Origin of the sequence: Duganella qianjiadongensis, assembly GCF_009857915.1 — a bacterium.
Taxonomy (GTDB): domain Bacteria; phylum Pseudomonadota; class Gammaproteobacteria; order Burkholderiales; family Burkholderiaceae_D; genus Rugamonas; species Rugamonas qianjiadongensis.
Genome location: NZ_WWCM01000023.1, coordinates 1 through 15,689 on the forward strand (window position 1 = coordinate 1; position 15,689 = coordinate 15,689).

Below are 15,689 nucleotides of genomic sequence, written 5' to 3' on the forward strand. Positions count from 1 at the left end.
AAGATGCCGCAGCGAACTTGGAAGATGGCAGCAAACCAGTTTGCCATTCTGTTTGGGGAACGCTTCACCAACGCGATTAATTAACTACGAACCGCGACCCCGGCACACAAAATTCCTGACAGGTCCGCATTTCGCTGCGCAAGGTTGCAATCTGGGATTGCATTTCACTGCGTAAAGTCGCGATCTGGGCCAGCATTTCAGTGCGCAAGGCTGCAATTTGCGTCTGCATCTCGGTGCGCAGAGCGCCGATCTGGGCCAGCATTTCGTTGCGCAGGATGTCGATGCGTGCCAGCAGGTCCGTCTTGAGCAGGAGCAGATCGCCCGGTGTAACCGTGGCTTCGTGCAGCACTTCAGCCAGCGCCTGCGCATGCGTCTCGGCCAGATCCGGCGGCAAGCCGCCTTCGCTCAGCTTACGTGCATATTCCAGCGTGTTGAAATGTATGGGCATATTCATCACCGCTCCCTGATCGCATGCTAGCAGAACTGGCCATTCCGGCAGCCAGTTCCTCATCGTATCGAATCAGGGGCGGTGCTGTTTGCGGACCCGCAAGCGTGCCGCACCCGGCCGCAGGCTTACTGGCTCATCAGTCCTTTGATGACGCGCACAGGAGCGCTGCCGTAGCTGAGGAACTGCTCGTGGAAGTCCTTCAGGTTGAACTTGCTACCTAGCGCCTGCTTGCGCTGCTCGCGCAGTTCCATGATTTCGCTGTAGCCGCTGAAGTAGCTGGTCAGCTGCACCGACGATACCTGTACGCGATGCCATTTTTCCGTTGCTTCGCTGCGCGTCTGGAAGGCTTGGCGGGTCAGCAGGTCCAGCGCCTGCTGTTCCGTCATGCCCAGCACATGCACGCTGTAATCGAGGATGGTGTTGGTTACGCTGCGCAGATTCCACTTCGAATACATCAGCCACATTTCGGGCGCATTATCGCCATAGCCCGATTCCAGCATCATGCGTTCGCCGTACACAGCCCAGCCTTCCACCATGGCGCCATTACCAAAGATGGATTTGACGATGGAGGGCGAACGGTTGGCATACACCAGCTGGGCGTAATGGCCGGGAATCGCTTCGTGGATGTTGAGGATCTGCAGTATCCAGTAGTTGTACTCGCGCAGACTGCTTTCGGCCTGCTCTGCCGTCGCGCCGTCGAGCGGAGTCACGTTGTAGTAGGTCTTATCCTGTGGCCGGTAAGGGCCGGGCGCATCGATGCTGGCACCGGCCACGCCTGCCGCGTAAGCCGGGGTGGCGCGCACTTCGAGCGGCTTGCTCGGGTCTAAGGTCAGCAGATCATGGCTGATCACCCAGTCCTGCAGCAGCGGCACCTGACGGCGGATTTCGTTCACGAAATCTGCGCGTGCCACATGACGTTCGGATAGCTTGTCGATCATCATGCCGATGCGGCCATAACGGTCAGGCGGACGCGGCGTTGCGCCCAGATAGCGGTCCCACAGTTCGTCCGTAATCCGGCTCATGTTCGACAGCAGTTCTTCCCGTGCTGCCAGCGCCTTCTGGTAGGTTTCTTCCGCCGTGCTGGCCGACTGGATATCGAAAGCGAACTTCTGTTCGTACAGTTCTTTGCCCAGACGGAAGCTGCGGCGGCCTGCGCTGTCGGACTGCTTGTCGAGCTCGGTGAGGAAGGCCACATAGCCATCGATGGCCGTCAGGGCAGCATTGATGCGCTGGGTATACAGCTGCTTTTCTACCGGCGTGAGGATGGAAGCCTGCGCAGCCTTGTCCACTTCCGTCAGCAGGGTCTGGATGCCGGGCGCCTGGGCGATGGCCAGACGGGTATGTTCGCGCGTGGGGTTGACGATGTTGGCACGCGCTGCGTCGTAGTAGGCGGGAATGCCGGCGATACGCTTGAGTAGGGTGCGCAGCCGCTGCGGCTGGGCCGCATATTCCGTGTTGAGGATCAGGTCGATGGGGCCGGCCACATTGTAGCTGGCCGGGTTCCATTCCCATTCCTTGAGCGTGGTGAGGCGGAAGCGGTCGCTATTGAGCTTGTTCATCAGCAGCGCCAGATCGGTGCGCTGTTTGAGCGCCAGCTTGCTGGCTTCAACGGCGGCGAACTTCATCTTCCACTCATCGATAAAGGCCAGCGCGCGCGCCTGCCCTGCCTTGTCGGGGATGGCCAGTGTCGCTGCGGTGTCGTACTTGCCTGCATACACGGCGCTTTCCGAGTCCAGACGCCAGAGCGCGTTGAGGAACTGGTTGCTCAGCGCATTGAAGTTGCGGTCGCGGTAGCTTTCCGGTGCCACCAGTTTCAGCGAGGCCGGGGTGGCAATGGCAGCACCTGCTACTAGCGCGTTGCCAGTGCTGGCGTGCTTATCCTTGCCGTGTTTGCTGCTCTTGCTGTCCTTGCTGCTTTTGCCGCCGCTTTTGCTTTTACTGCTTTTGCTGCTGCTCTTTGCGCTACTTTTGGTGCTGCTTTTTTCGCCGCCTTTGCTGCTATGGCTGCTTTTGCCCGAGCTCTTGTGGTGCTTGCCACTGCTGCTGGTTTCTTCCGTATCCTTGTGGTGGTGCTTGCTGGCGCTAGCCGGTGCGACGGCGAGCGTCGTCATCAGTACAGCTAGTGCAATCCTGGTTTTGATCATCGTGAACAGCCTTGTTGAAAGTGGCCCGGGTGTACCGGACCGAAGCGGTGGAGATTATCATTAAATCGCCCGTTTGCGCGTTCCCGTTTGTAACGGCTTTGCTACTTGCGTTCGCTGTGGTTTACTTGCGCAAGCCTTCCTGCAGCATGGCCAGCATTTCGCTGGCCGACATCCGGCCCGACACGTCGGCCCCCTCCAGCAGGCTATCGGCCAGATCACGCTTATGCTGGTGCAGATCGACGATGCCCTGCTCGATGGTGTGGCGCGCCACCAGCCGGTAGATGGTGACAGGGCGCAGCTGGCCCATGCGGTGGGCGCGGTCGGAGGCCTGATCTTCCACCGCCGGATTCCACCACGGGTCCATGTGGATCACGTAGTCGGCTGCCGTCAGGTTGATGCCCACGCCGCCTGCCTTCAGGCTGATCAGGAATACATCGCCCTGTCCGCTCTGGAACAGGTCGACGCGCTTCTTGCGTTCGGCCATGGGCGTCGCACCATCGAGATACTGGTAGCTGATGTTCTGCTGGTCCAGATGGGCGCGGATCAGCGCCAGATGGTCGACGAACTGGCTGAACACCAGCACCTTGTGGCGGTTTTCTAGCAGGCCCAGTAGCAAATGCGAGAAGGCTGCCAGCTTGCTGCTGGCCAGCCCCAGCTCGGGTGCCACCAGTTGCGGATTGCAGCAGGCACGGCGCAGCTTCATGATCTCGGCCAGGATCTGCATGGATTTCTTCTCGGCCGGACCTTCCGCCTGCGCCAGCTTTTCTAGTGCCGCGCGGCGCAGCGATTCGTACAGCGTGGCTTCTTCCGGCGACAGGTCGACTTCCAGCGTGATCTCGGTGCGGGCCGGCAGTTCGCTCAGCACCTGCGCCTTGGTCCGGCGCAGCATGAAGGGCTGGATCAGGCGGCGCAGACGATTGCGCGCGCCTACTTCGGCACGGTGGTCCTGCTGCCTTTCTATCGGGCCGGCAAAGCGCAGATTGAACTGATCGAGGCTGCCCAGCAGGCCCGGATTGATGAAGCGGAACAGATTCCACAACTCGCCCAGATGGTTTTCCAGCGGCGTGCCGGTGGCCACCATGCGGAACTCGCCCTGCAGCGCCATGACGGCCTGCGAGCGCTTGGTGGCGCCGTTCTTGATGGCCTGCGCTTCGTCCAGCACGATGGTGTGCCACTGCACGCCAGCAAAGCGCGCTGCTTCCAGCTGCAGCAGGCCGTAGCTGGTGACCACCACATCAAACGGTTGCAGATCACCCAGCATGGCGGCGCGGTCGCCGCTGCCGAACTGCAGCACGCGCAGCGTGGGCGCAAAGCGCGCCGCTTCGCTGATCCAGTTCAGGCAGACGCTGGTGGGGGCCACCACCAGCGCCGGGCCTTGCGGTGCGCGCGCCAGCATCAGTGCCAGCGTCTGCAGGGTTTTGCCCAGGCCCATATCGTCGGCCAGACAGGCGCCTACGCCCCAGTGAGCCAGACGTGCCAGCCAGTTATAGCCTTCCAGCTGATAATCGCGCAGTTCGGCCTGCAAGGTGGAAGGCAGTTGCGGCTGGAACGCAGCCCGCGCCGCCATCTGTTCCAGATGCTGCTTCCAGCGCTTGTCCGACTTCAGCGTGCCCACTTCGGCCGCCAGTTCCTCCAGCGAGAAGGCGGCCAGCGGATGCAGGCGTATGCCGTCGCCCTGCAGCTCGCCATAGGCCGCAACCTGCTGCAGGCGGCGGTGCAGCGCGTCGGTCAGCGCCAGATAGCGGCCCTCGGAGAGTTCGACGAAGCGGCTCTGGCTGTTGCGCATCAGCTCCAGCAGGGTTTTCAGATCGATCACCTGATCTTCCGCCACCTGCAATTCGCCGCTGGCGGCAAACCAGTCCTTATTGCTCTTGATGGCAAGGCGCAGCTGGCGCGTGCTGGCTTGGGCTGTCAGCGCGAATGGCTGGCCTTCGGGCCAGGCCAGTACCAGACTGTCGGCCGGCAGTTCCTGCAGCTCGGCCAGCAGCTGCAGACACAGGGCCGGTTGAGCGAGCAGCCATTCGTCGTGATCTTGCTCTGCCTCGGCCAGTACGGCGCAGCGTTCGATCAGCTGGCGCTCGGTTTCCTTTTCGTCGGCCAGCTGGCGCGTGGCGCGGGCTGGCTTGCCATCGATTTCGGCAATCACGTTGGCAGCGCCAGCGCCGGGCGCGTAGTAGGCGCCATTGGCCAGTGGCCGCACCAGTATCTGCAGTTTCAGGCCATGCTGGTAGGGCAGCAGATGCAGATGCAAACGGGTATCGGCTTCCAGCTGCAGCATGTCGGGCGCGGCGCCGCCGATTTCCGACTGTACCGTGACCATGCTGGACATGGCGCTGATGGCTTCCAGCACCTGCGCTTCGGCGCGTGCCGGTACCACCAGCCCGCTGCCGACGATGGCGGCTATGCGGCGGTGTTCGTCGAGGATGCTGATGACGCGCAAGCGGGTTGGCGTTTCGCGGCTGATGATGACCAGCGCGCTATCGTCGGGGATAGGCGGCTGCAGCCGCAGTTCCAGACTGCCGGCTTGCTTGGTGATCAGCAGTTCCGGCGCGCCGGCCAGCAGTTCCACCCGCGTGTCCGCTGCGTCCTTCCAGAACAGCAGCGGATGGCCGACCAGCAGGGGCGCGGCCCGCTGCGCATCGATTTCATAACTGAGCCCGCTCGAATAGTAGCTGCGGTGCGCCACGGCGATCGCTTCGGTGGCGCGGATATCTTGCGGTGTCAGGTAATCGAACTGCTCGGTTTCGAAGCGCAGCCGCTTCAGGCCTACTGCGCGGCCTTTGCTCCAGTGGCCGCGGGCGTCACGCTTCTGTTCGACGGGGCTGATTTCATGCAGGCCGTAGCGTGCATCGTAGCTGAGTAGCCATGCCAGACGGGTGGCAGCGCTGCTGTCGCTGGCGGCCGGCTGCTGCAGATTGATCAGCGCTGTCAGCTGGCGCTGCCATGCTTCCTGCCGCTCGAACCAGCTGGACAGATCGCACAGACCCGCTTGCTTGCGCAGCGCCTGCGCTTGCTGCTGGCGCGTGGGGTCACCGAGCGCGCCCAGCAGGCTGGCCAGCTGGGCGGCCAGCAGCAGATAGCCTGCCGCTTCGGCTAGCGCCAGCGCATCCTCCATTTCGGCGCGCCGCTCGGCCAGTTGCGGCAGCGAGAGCCAGAAGTACAGCAGACACTGGAACACCTGCGTCTGCAGCTGGCTGCCCCAGGCCAGTCTGGCGGCTACTTCCGCTGCCATGGTACCGGCGCGGATCTGGCGCAGCAGATCGATCTGCTGATGGATGGCGCTGTCGAGGTTAGGGCTGGCGCGCACGGCCAGCTCCAGATAGGCGCCGGCGGCCTTGCGGTGTTTGGCGTCGTCGCTGCGCAGCAGGGCCAGCATGTACAGATAGCTGCCCATGCCGCTGAACAAGCGGGTGCGCTTGCCGGTTTCGCGCCGCAGTATTTTCAGCGCGACCTCGTAGCCGGACAGCGCCTTGCCGCTATCACCGCGCAGCAGCTGCACGCTGGCAGCCAGAAACTGGCTTTGCCAGCCTTCCGTGTGTTCCAGATAGCGCTCGGCCGCGTCGCAGCGGCCACACAGGATGGCGTCTTCCGCCAGCGCCATGCGCAATTCCATGCTGATGTCGTCGCCAGCGGCTTGCCGGCTTTGCTGGTGCTGCTGGCAGTACAGGCGGATGGCGGGCGCCGAGGCGGGCGCATACTGGGCTGCCTGCAGCAGCAAGACCAGCACATCGTCGCGCAGCAGCGGATGGACTTGCGCCAGCATTTCCGGCTCGAACGGGCGGCCGAATATTTCCAGTACGGGGTGCAGCTGGGCCGCTTCGTAGCTGCCCAGACAGAAGGCCAGTAGCGGCTGGATCTGCTGCGGCGTATGGCCGCGCAGATAGCCCATGCGCAGGCGGGCGATGCCGGCACGGTAGCTGCGCGGTTCCATGCTGTTCCAGGTCTGGCGCAGGGGCGCTTGCATTTCGTAGGCCTGGCACAGATCATCGAGCATATGCTGCTCGATGGCGTACCGCAGCGCGGGCCAGCGCAATTTCGCATTGCAGACGAAGCCGCGCCCCGTCACCACGCTGACGAAGGCCAGCCGTTCCAGCTTGTGTATCACGTCATCGACGCTGGCAACGGTGAGTTTGCGCCGTTCGCCGTCGAGGATGTTCGCTGCGCGCAGCTGGTCCAGCAGTGCGGTGCGGCCCGTCGGCTCGCCGATCAGCGCCAGTTGCGCCAGCACGATTTGTTCATGCAGGGCCAGTGCGGCGAATTCGTCCTGCAGGGTTTGCTCGCTCATACTGCCTTAGTCTGTCAGGTTGGCGATCTGCACCGGCGCACCGGCCGAGGCGTCGTGCAGGCCGAACATGCGCTGGTAGAAGTACAGTTCCGCTTCCAGCGTGCGGATGATGGTGTCGGCTTTGCGGAAGCCGTGGCCTTCGCCTTCCAGTTCCACATAAGCCACCGGTACGCCGCGTGCCTTGAGCGCCTGTACCATCATTGCCGACTGCTGGGGCGGCACTACCTTGTCGTCCAGCCCCTGGAAGAAAATCATCGGGCAGGACAGCTTATCCGTGTGGTGGATGGGCGAACGCGCCTTGTACAGTTCTGCCGCAGCGGGTTGCGGCGCGATCAGGTATTCGTTGTAGTGCGATTCGAACTTGTGCGAATCCGCATCCAGTCCGGCCAGATCGGATACGCCGTAATAGCTGGCGCCCAGCTTGAAAGTGTCATGGAAGGTCAGCGCGCACAGGGTGGTCAGGCCGCCGGCACTGCTGCCGCGGATAATCAGGCGCTGCTGGTCTGCCAGTCCGCGCGCTACCAGCGCCTGTGCTCCGGCCACGCAGTCCTCCACATCGATGACGCCCCACTGGCCTTTGAGCAGGTCGCGGTAGGCGCGGCCAAAGCCGGTGCTGCCGCCGTAGTTCACATCGAGCACGCCGAAGCCGCGGCTGGTCCAGTACTGGGTCACGAGTTTCAGGGTGTTGACCGTCATGCCGGTGGGGCCGCCATGGCTGATGACGATCACGGGCGGCTGGCTGCCCTCGGGCGCCTGCACGGCCGGATTGCACGGCGGGTAGAAGAAGGCATGGGCCGTGCGCCCGCCGGCACTCGGGTAGCTGATGCTGGCCGGGACGGACAGGCAGGCCTCATCGGGCAGCTGGGCGATGGACTGGGCCAGAATTTCCACCCCTTCCTCGCTGAAATCTATGCGCGCCAGTTCCAGCGCAATGGTGGGGCTACCTGCCAGCATGGCGATATAGCCCGCTGCCACGCGCAGCTCGCGGATTTCCGCATACGGATGGGCAATCGGCTCCAGCTTGCCGCTGGCGGGCAGCAGGCGCGCCAGATGGCTGACGCCCTTATCGATATAGGTGCAGATGATTTCGCTGGCCGAGCGGAAGCCGTACATGCTGTTGCCGAAGGTCCAGTGCGGGGTGGCGAATTCTGCCTCCATCGGGCACAGGCCCTCGGTACGCTGGCCGTCGCGGCACAGGCGGTACAGATTCCACCAGCCGCTGCGGTCGGAGACAAAGTGCAGCAGGCCATCGGGCGACCATTCCGGCTGGCAGATGGATTCCTCACGGCTGCCGGCAATGCGGCGTGGTGCGTCCAGCGTGCCGTCGGCGGCGAAGGTGGCCAGCCACAGGGTAGTGCCCTGCCATGGCATGGCGGGATGGTCCCAGCTCAGCCACGCCAGCGCGCTGCCATCGGGCGCGATGCGGGGCGAGGAATAGAAGTCGGCGCCCTGCACCAGCACCTGTTCGCTGCCGTCGGCAGCGATGGCGCAGATGCTGTTGTGCGGCTGGCTGTGCTGGTCGCCATGCAGTTCGCGCACGGCGATCAGGCGGCCGCGCTGGCGGTCTATGGCCAGATCGGCAAAACGCTGCTGGCCGGCCGCCGTGATGACTTGCGGCGCCGGCACATCTGCTGTCAGATCAAGTCGGTACAGGCGGTTATCGGCGAAATGGGAGAAATAGACGGTAGCGCCATCGACGGCATAGGCGCCGCCGCCATATTCGTGCACGCGGCTGCGCACGTTGTAGGGCATGGGCGTGACTTCCTCCTCCTGCACGCCGTGGTAGCGCAGCAGCGCGTTGCGTCCGCCCTGCGCCGCCTTTCCCGCCAGCCAGAAAATATCGCAGCCATCGGCCCCGCCCAGCATCAGGCCCGAGAGTGGCGTAGCCCCTGCCGCCACCTGTGCGGCGCTGATGGTGGATGGCCAGACGCCATAGGGCACGACGGGGAGGATGGTGTTGCTCATGGGGTCTCCGGAAGGGGGAATTGCACAGTGCTAGGCATGATAGTGAATCGCGCGACGATCATCCAGCAAAAAAGCCCGCGCGGGATGTCATAATAGCCGTTTCACCGCTTTCGATTGCTACCCATGCCACAATTTGCCCCGCTCCAGAATGACAACTTCTTGCGCGCGTTGTTGCGCCAGCCGACCGATTACACGCCTGTATGGCTGATGCGCCAGGCGGGGCGCTACCTGCCTGAATACCGCGCCACGCGCCAGAAAGCCGGCTCCTTCATGGGGCTGGCCACCAATTCCGACTACGCCACCGAAGTGACGCTGCAGCCTATCGACCGCTATCCGCTCGATGCCGCCATCCTGTTCTCCGACATTCTGACGGTGCCGGACGCGATGGGGCTGGGCCTGTACTTTGTCGAAGGCGAAGGCCCGAAATTCGAACGTCCTCTGAAAACCGAGGCCGACGTGATGGCCCTGCGCGAACCGGCTGAAGGCTCGCTCGATTACGTCTTCAAGGCCGTGACCCAGATCCGCACCGAACTCAATGGCCGTGTGCCGCTGATCGGCTTCTCCGGCAGCCCGTGGACGCTAGCTTGCTACATGGTAGAAGGTCAGGGCTCGCGCGAGTTCCACACCATCAAGAAGATGCTGTACAACCGTCCGGAGCTGATGCACCACATCCTGCGCATCAACGCCAAGTCGGTGGCCGACTACCTGAACGCCCAGATCGACGCTGGCGCACAGGCGGTGATGATCTTCGATTCGTGGGGCGGTGCGCTGGCCGATGGCGCTTATCAGGAATTCTCGCTGCAATACATGCAGCAGGTGGTGGCGCAGTTGAAGCGCGAAAAAGACGGCGTCAAAATTCCGGCCATCGTGTTCACCAAGGGCGGCGGTCTGTGGATAGAGCAGATCGCCGGCATCGGCGCCGATGCGGTGGGTCTGGACTGGACCGTGAACCTGACTAAAGCGCGTCAGCAGGTCGGCGACAAGGTGGCCCTGCAGGGTAATCTGGACCCGGCTATCCTGCTGGCGAGTCCGGAGCAGGTGCAGGCTGAAGTGCGCAAGGTGCTCGATGCCTACGGCAAGCCGTCGGCAGACCACGGCCACGTGTTCAATCTGGGCCACGGTATTTCCCAGTTCACCGCGCCGGAAAACGTCGCCGCCATGGTGGAAACGGTGCACAGCTATAGCAAAGCCCAGCGCGCCTAAGGTAGTTTGCCAACAGAGGGCACGTTTCGCGAGGAAACGTGCCCTTTTTCATTGGTGTATAGAAGAAATCTGTAGCGACTTATGCACATTTTTTTCAGCTGTGGAAATATCCAGCACTGTATAACTTTCCTTCAGGGCGCTAGACGCAAGCCATTGATTTTAAACAGATTATTTTATTTACTCACAAGTAACTTTTAGCAAGTCGTAAACCCGGAAATGGAACTTCAACTGGTTTATTTGTTCATTGTCCACAAAGTTATCCACAAAAACTGTGGATAAAAAATAAAAGTACTTAGTAAACCGTGACTTAGCCATAATGTTGTTAATTTCCCTGAGGTTCATGTTGCGTTGCACGATTTTTAGGCAGTGATACGATGACTTTGCGCGGCTTGCGAGAAGACAAACCTTGTCGTTGAGGCATGTGTAGAATCCGCCGGCGGCACGCACTTATGCTGCTGTGCAGTATTGCTTCACCCTGTGCAAAAAGTGCTTGATTTCGGTAAAAAAATTTTTCTAAATACAGCACTTATGCACAGCGCAGACGTCACAGAGGGCATTTTCTCTCCTCTGGGAAGCATTTTCTAAGTGATTGATTTTAAATGGAAATAATTGTGAATTTTTAGCCAGTTTACGGGTACATCAAGTTGTCTGTACGCGTTTCTGGGGATTAAGATTCCTTTGTCCACAAAGTTATCCACAAAAACTGTGGATACATCAAATAGTTGAAGTGGTGTGGGACGCTCCCGAACCGCGGCGACGCTAAAGTAACGGGAGCTATGTCTGGTCTTTTAAACCATTGCATCTTGCAGGTCGTGCTCGATACGCCGCTGCATGCCGTGTTCGATTACCGCTGGCCTTGCGCTGGCGCAGAGCGGCCACAGGCCGGACAACTGGCGCTAGTGCCATTCGGCCGGCGCGAAGTGGCAGGCCTGATCGTGGGCGTGGCCGACAGCAGCGACGTGCCGGCCGACAAGCTCAAGGATGCGCTGGCCGTACGTAGCCAGCTCAGCCCTTTGTCGCCGCAATGGCTGGCGCTGGCCGGCTTTGCCGCCGACTATTATCAGCGTCCGCTGGGTGAAGTGGCGCTGCCCGGCCTGCCCAAAAACACCCGTCTGGCTACCACGGTGGCGCTCGACCGTGCTCTCAAGAAACTCGCCAAGCTTGATACGGCACATGACGGTACGCCGCTCAATGTGCCGCAACTGAATCCGGCCCAGCAGCAGGCGGCCGATGCCATCGGCGGCGCGCAGGGCTATCTGCCCACGCTGCTGCATGGGGTGACGGGCAGCGGCAAGACCGAAGTCTATCTGCAAGCCTGTGCGCAAGTGCTGGCGCGCGAGCCCGATGGCCAGATTCTGATCCTGGTGCCGGAAATTAATCTGACGCCCCAGCTGGAGGGCAATATCCGCGCCCGCTTCCCCGGCGTGATGCTGGCGACCCTGCACAGCAGCCTGTCGGAAGGCGAGCGCATGCTGCACTGGCTGGCCGCCCATGAGGGCCGCGCCCGCATCGTGCTGGGCACGCGGCTGGCCATACTGGCGTCGCTGCCGGCACTCAAGCTGATCGTGATCGACGAGGAGCACGACCCGTCCTACAAGCAGCAGGAAGGGCTGCGCTATTCGGCGCGCGATCTGGCCGTATGGCGCGCGCGCCAGCTCAACATCCCCATCGTGCTCGGTTCCGCCACGCCGTCGCTGGAAAGCTGGCAGCATGCCCAGTCGGGCCGTTACCGCCTGCTGACGCTGCGCGAACGGGCCGTGCAGAACGCCGTGCTGCCCCGTATCAGCCTGCTCGATATGGAGCGCGACAAGCCGCAGGATGGCCTGACCTCGGCGCTGGTGGCGGCGCTGCGCCTGCGCATGGAAAGGGGCGAACAGTCGCTGCTGTTCCTGAACCGGCGCGGCTATGCCCCCGTGATCTGCTGCGAGGCCTGCGGCTGGATCAGTAACTGTCACCGCTGCACGGCCTATATGGTGCTGCACCGGCCCGAACACCGGCTGCGCTGCCATCACTGCAGTCTGGAGATGCGCATCCCCCGCCACTGCCCCGATTGCGGCAATGTCGATCTGCAGCCGCTGGGACGCGGCACCCAGCGGGTGGAAGAAGGCTTGCAGCAGCTGTTTCCCGCTGCGCGCATCCTGCGCATCGATGCCGATTCGACGCGGCGCAAGGGCAGCGCGCAGGCTGCGTTCGACAGTGTGCACCGGGGCGAGGTGGATATCCTGATCGGCACCCAGATGGTGGCCAAGGGGCATGACTTCAAAAACCTCACGCTGGTCGGCATCCTCAATCCCGATACGGCGCTGTTCTCGCAGGATTACCGCGCCAGCGAGCGGCTGTTTGCCCAGCTGATGCAGGTGGCCGGACGGGCCGGGCGGGCTGGCCAGAGCGCCGGCGGCAGCGTCAGCGAAGTGCTGATCCAGACCCGTTATCCCCAGCATCCGCTGTATGGTTCGGTGGTGCGGCACGACTATGACAATTTCGCCTCGGCCCTGCTGGAAGAACGCCAGCAGGCCGCCCTGCCGCCCTTTTTGTATCAGGCGCTGCTGCGCGCCGAAGCGCCGGAGCTGGCCACGGCCATCGACTTCCTCACCCAGGCCCGCGATCTGCTGGTCCATCCCGAAGTGACGCTGCACGATCCCATCCCGATGAGCATGACGCGCGTCCACAACGTCGACCGCGCCCAGCTGCTGCTGGAGGCCGCTTCGCGCCCGCTGCTGCAGGCCTTCCTCAAGGAGTGGCTGCAAGTGCTGCGCACCGTGAAAACCCGCGTCAAATGGTCGCTCGAAGTCGATCCGGTGGATATCTGATGTGGCTGGGCTACAGCAGATAGCGTCTGGCTGTGCTGACGATCTGTTCGCTCAGGGCGCGGGTGAACGGCGTATCCAGATTCCACGCATGCCACTCCAGCGCCACATCGAGCGGCTGGCCCGGCGCCAGCTCCACCAGCCGTTCCGACGCCAGCGCAGCGGCCACCTGCAGCAGCGGCATCAGGCCGTAGCCCAGGCTGCCGTACAGGCATTCCGTGGTCGCCGCCGAGTGCGGCATGCTGTGGTGCGGATAGGCGCCCTGCAGGCCCAGCGTGCGGTGCAGGAAGGAGGCCATCAGCTCCGCGTCGCTGACGATGGCGGGCGCCAGCCGCGCCGCCTCGATGGAAAAACCGTCGCCGAACCAGTGGGCGGCAAAGGCCGGTGTGGCCACGCAGACATAGCGCAGCTGGCCCAGCGCGGTAATGTCGGGGCCGCTGGCAGGCGCTGCGCCCGGGCTGGCAGCGACGATGCTGCCGAACACGCCGCCTTCCTGCACCAGCTGCATAGCCTGTTCGCGCGCTGCGCTGTGGATCTTCAGCTGGCAGCGCGGCGGCGACAGCAGCGGCTGCAGGCTGAGCGGAAACCATGTGGCCAGACTGGCGCTATCCACCGCCAGTGCAATTTCCGGCATGCTGGTGCTGTGGCCCAGATCGATGTCGAGCGCCGCTTCCATCAGCCGCACGCTGCGGTGGTGCGACACTAGCCGCATGCCCAGCCCGGTGGGCACGGCCGGCTGGCCGCGGATGATCAGCAGGCGGCCCGCCGCATCTTCCAGCGCCTTGATGCGCTGCGACACGGCCGACTGGCTGATGCCCAGCGCCAGTGCAGCTTTCTCGAAACTGCCCTGCGTAGCGACGGCATCAAGTACAGCCAGTGCGCGGTAATCCAGAGTTCCCATAAGCTGCACTTATAAAAATTTGAAACGATAAGCGATACTAATACCTCTAACGGCAGCGAGGCAGGAATTCTTCAGTCCATTATGGCGTTGCAGTTCACCATGTTGGTGAAAATGTAGTGCAAAAATACAACATTCTCACACATTGTCACTAAAAAACGTCGTATGCTGCGGGCTCGGTGGCTTTCTATTAACAGCAATGAATATACGTAAAGTGACGGCGGCCGATCTCCATCTAGGCATGCCTATGCCATGGAATGTGTACGGCGAGAACGGCGATCTGCTGATGCGCAAAGGCCATATGCTGGCCAGCCCCAGCCAGATCAGTTCGCTGGTGGCGGAGGGCGTGTACGAAGATTACAGCGGCCACAGCAGCGTGCCGGCGTCGGCTGTGCGCAAGCTCAATGCGGCGGGTCTGCAACTGGCCGGCCTGCTGCCGCTGATCGAGCAGGGGACGGCACCGCAGGATGTGCTTGCGCGGCTGGACATGGTGGCGCGGCTGGTAGCGCGGGCGGTGGCGGTGGATGCCGACGTGGCCGTGGCTTCCATCCTGCACAACCAGCGCAGCCTGCCCTACAGCGTCCGTCACAGCCTCAATAGTGCCATCATCGTCCACCTGCTGGGACAGGCGCGCCAGCTGGCGGCGCAGGATGTGCACAGCCTGACGCTGGCCGCGCTGACCATGAATGTGGGCATGCAGGCCCAGCACCAGCGCCTGCAGGATTGCAGTCAGGAGCTGTGCAGCGCAGACCGCGCCATGGTGCTGGCCCATTGCGAGCGCAGCGTCGAACTGCTGCGCGCCGCCGGAGTCGATGATGCGCGCTGGCTGGAATGCGTGTTGCACCACCACGAGAATGAAGATGGCAGCGGTTATCCGCTGCGTAAATCGGGCGCCCAGATTCCGCCGCTGGCACGGTTGCTGGCGCTGGCCGACCGCTATTGCGCGCGCGTCAGCGAGCGCGCCTACCGCAAGACCATGGCGCCCAATCTGGCGCTGCGCGATCTGCTGCTCGATGCGAATGTGACGGTGGATGGCAATCTGGCGCCCATGCTGATCCGCGCGCTGGGCATTTATCCGGTGGGTACTTATGTGCGTCTGCTGAACGGCGAAGTGGCCGTCGTGGCGCGGCGCGGCCTGCAGTCGACCACGCCGCAGGTGGCAGCGGTGCTGTGCCCGCGCAGCGGGCCGCTGGCGCGCAGCGAACCGCGCGATACCCGCAGCGGGGTGCACGGCATCCGTGATGCGCTGACCACGGCGCAGGCGGCAGCCCTGCAGGCGCCGCCGCTGCGCATGGAACTGGTATGGGGCCGGCGCGCCGCCGTCTGAGCGGCGCCGGATCAGTTCAGCAGCGAGTCCAGCCGGCCCTGTGCGGCCATATCGCGCAGCACGCGGATGGTATCGAGATCGGCGGCGTGATAGGCCGAACGGCGGTAATCGTCATACATGCTGTTGGCCGCGTCGGTGGCGGCATCGTGGCCGTCGTCGTACTGGAAGCGCACAAACAGGGCGTCTTCGGCCGGGCTTTCGATGCTCATGATCAGGCTCGAAGCGCTGATCTCGCCCTGCGCCGCCACCAGATAGCGCACTTGCCGCATGGGCTCGAATTCCACTCTATCCTCGACCACCAGATCGCCGTAGCGCAGGCTGCGGCGCAGCCCTTCCACACTGCGCTCGTGGATCTGGCATTCGTCCAGATGGGGCATGAACAGCTGGGGCGATTCCGCCCGCAGCACCAGACCGCGCCACAGTTGCTCCACGCTCAGGGGATCGAGCAGGGGATTGAGCGGGTCGTTAATTTCAATTAAGTGTTCGAATTTCATGGTCTTCTGATGTCCAGTCAGGCGCTATGGCCAGATTCCAGCATGGTAACGCAAATGGCAGCGGCGGGTCCGGCAGCTGCGCCGGGCGGGCTGCTACAATGCACTTCTATTTCCCCTG

The 15,689-nt window shown here is 62.8% G+C and carries 9 protein-coding genes; 3 read left to right on the forward strand and 6 right to left on the reverse strand.

Annotation, left to right across the window (positions count from 1 at the left end; genetic code table 11):
* Window positions 1-76: 76 nt before the first annotated feature.
* The 4 genes from GTP27_RS21075 to GTP27_RS21090 form a co-directional block, all read right to left on the reverse strand.
* Window positions 77-511: a CCDC90 family protein gene (locus GTP27_RS21075; RefSeq protein WP_161041073.1), complete on the reverse strand. Its 435-nt coding sequence runs from the start codon at window positions 509-511 to the stop codon at window positions 77-79.
* Window positions 512-573: 62 nt separating this feature from the next.
* Entirely contained in the window at window positions 574-2,592 is a 2,019-nt protein-coding gene (locus tag GTP27_RS21080) for a DUF885 domain-containing protein (RefSeq protein ID WP_161041074.1), read from the reverse strand.
* 121 nt (window positions 2,593-2,713) lie between these two features.
* Entirely contained in the window at window positions 2,714-6,877 is a 4,164-nt protein-coding gene (locus GTP27_RS21085) for a DEAD/DEAH box helicase (RefSeq protein WP_161041075.1), read from the reverse strand.
* Between the two features lie 6 nt (window positions 6,878-6,883).
* Window positions 6,884-8,842, reverse strand: coding sequence for a dipeptidyl-peptidase 5 (locus GTP27_RS21090; protein WP_161041076.1), 1,959 nt, complete (start codon window positions 8,840-8,842; stop codon window positions 6,884-6,886).
* Window positions 8,843-8,965: 123 nt separating this feature from the next.
* Here GTP27_RS21090 and hemE point away from each other — a divergent pair, with 123 nt between their 5' ends.
* Together hemE and GTP27_RS21100 are read left to right on the forward strand one after the other, a co-directional pair.
* Entirely contained in the window at window positions 8,966-10,045 is a 1,080-nt protein-coding gene (gene hemE / locus GTP27_RS21095) for a uroporphyrinogen decarboxylase (protein WP_161041077.1), read from the forward strand.
* 776 nt (window positions 10,046-10,821) lie between these two features.
* Entirely contained in the window at window positions 10,822-12,855 is a 2,034-nt protein-coding gene (locus GTP27_RS21100; RefSeq protein ID WP_161041078.1) for a primosomal protein N', read from the forward strand.
* Window positions 12,856-12,865: 10 nt separating this feature from the next.
* Here the strand turns inward: GTP27_RS21100 and GTP27_RS21105 are convergent, their stop codons facing one another.
* A complete protein-coding gene (locus tag GTP27_RS21105) occupies window positions 12,866-13,753 on the reverse strand; it encodes an ArgP/LysG family DNA-binding transcriptional regulator (protein WP_161041079.1) in 888 nt (295 codons plus the stop codon).
* Between the two features lie 196 nt (window positions 13,754-13,949).
* Between GTP27_RS21105 and GTP27_RS21110 the strand changes: the two genes are divergently transcribed.
* Window positions 13,950-15,077 carry an HD-GYP domain-containing protein gene (locus GTP27_RS21110; RefSeq protein ID WP_229634271.1) on the forward strand — a complete coding sequence of 376 codons (1,128 nt, stop codon included), beginning with the start codon at window positions 13,950-13,952 and terminating at the stop codon, window positions 15,075-15,077.
* 11 nt (window positions 15,078-15,088) lie between these two features.
* Here the strand turns inward: GTP27_RS21110 and GTP27_RS21115 are convergent, their stop codons facing one another.
* A complete protein-coding gene (locus tag GTP27_RS21115) occupies window positions 15,089-15,571 on the reverse strand; it encodes an SRPBCC family protein (RefSeq protein ID WP_161041080.1) in 483 nt (160 codons plus the stop codon).
* Window positions 15,572-15,689 lie beyond the last annotated feature (118 nt).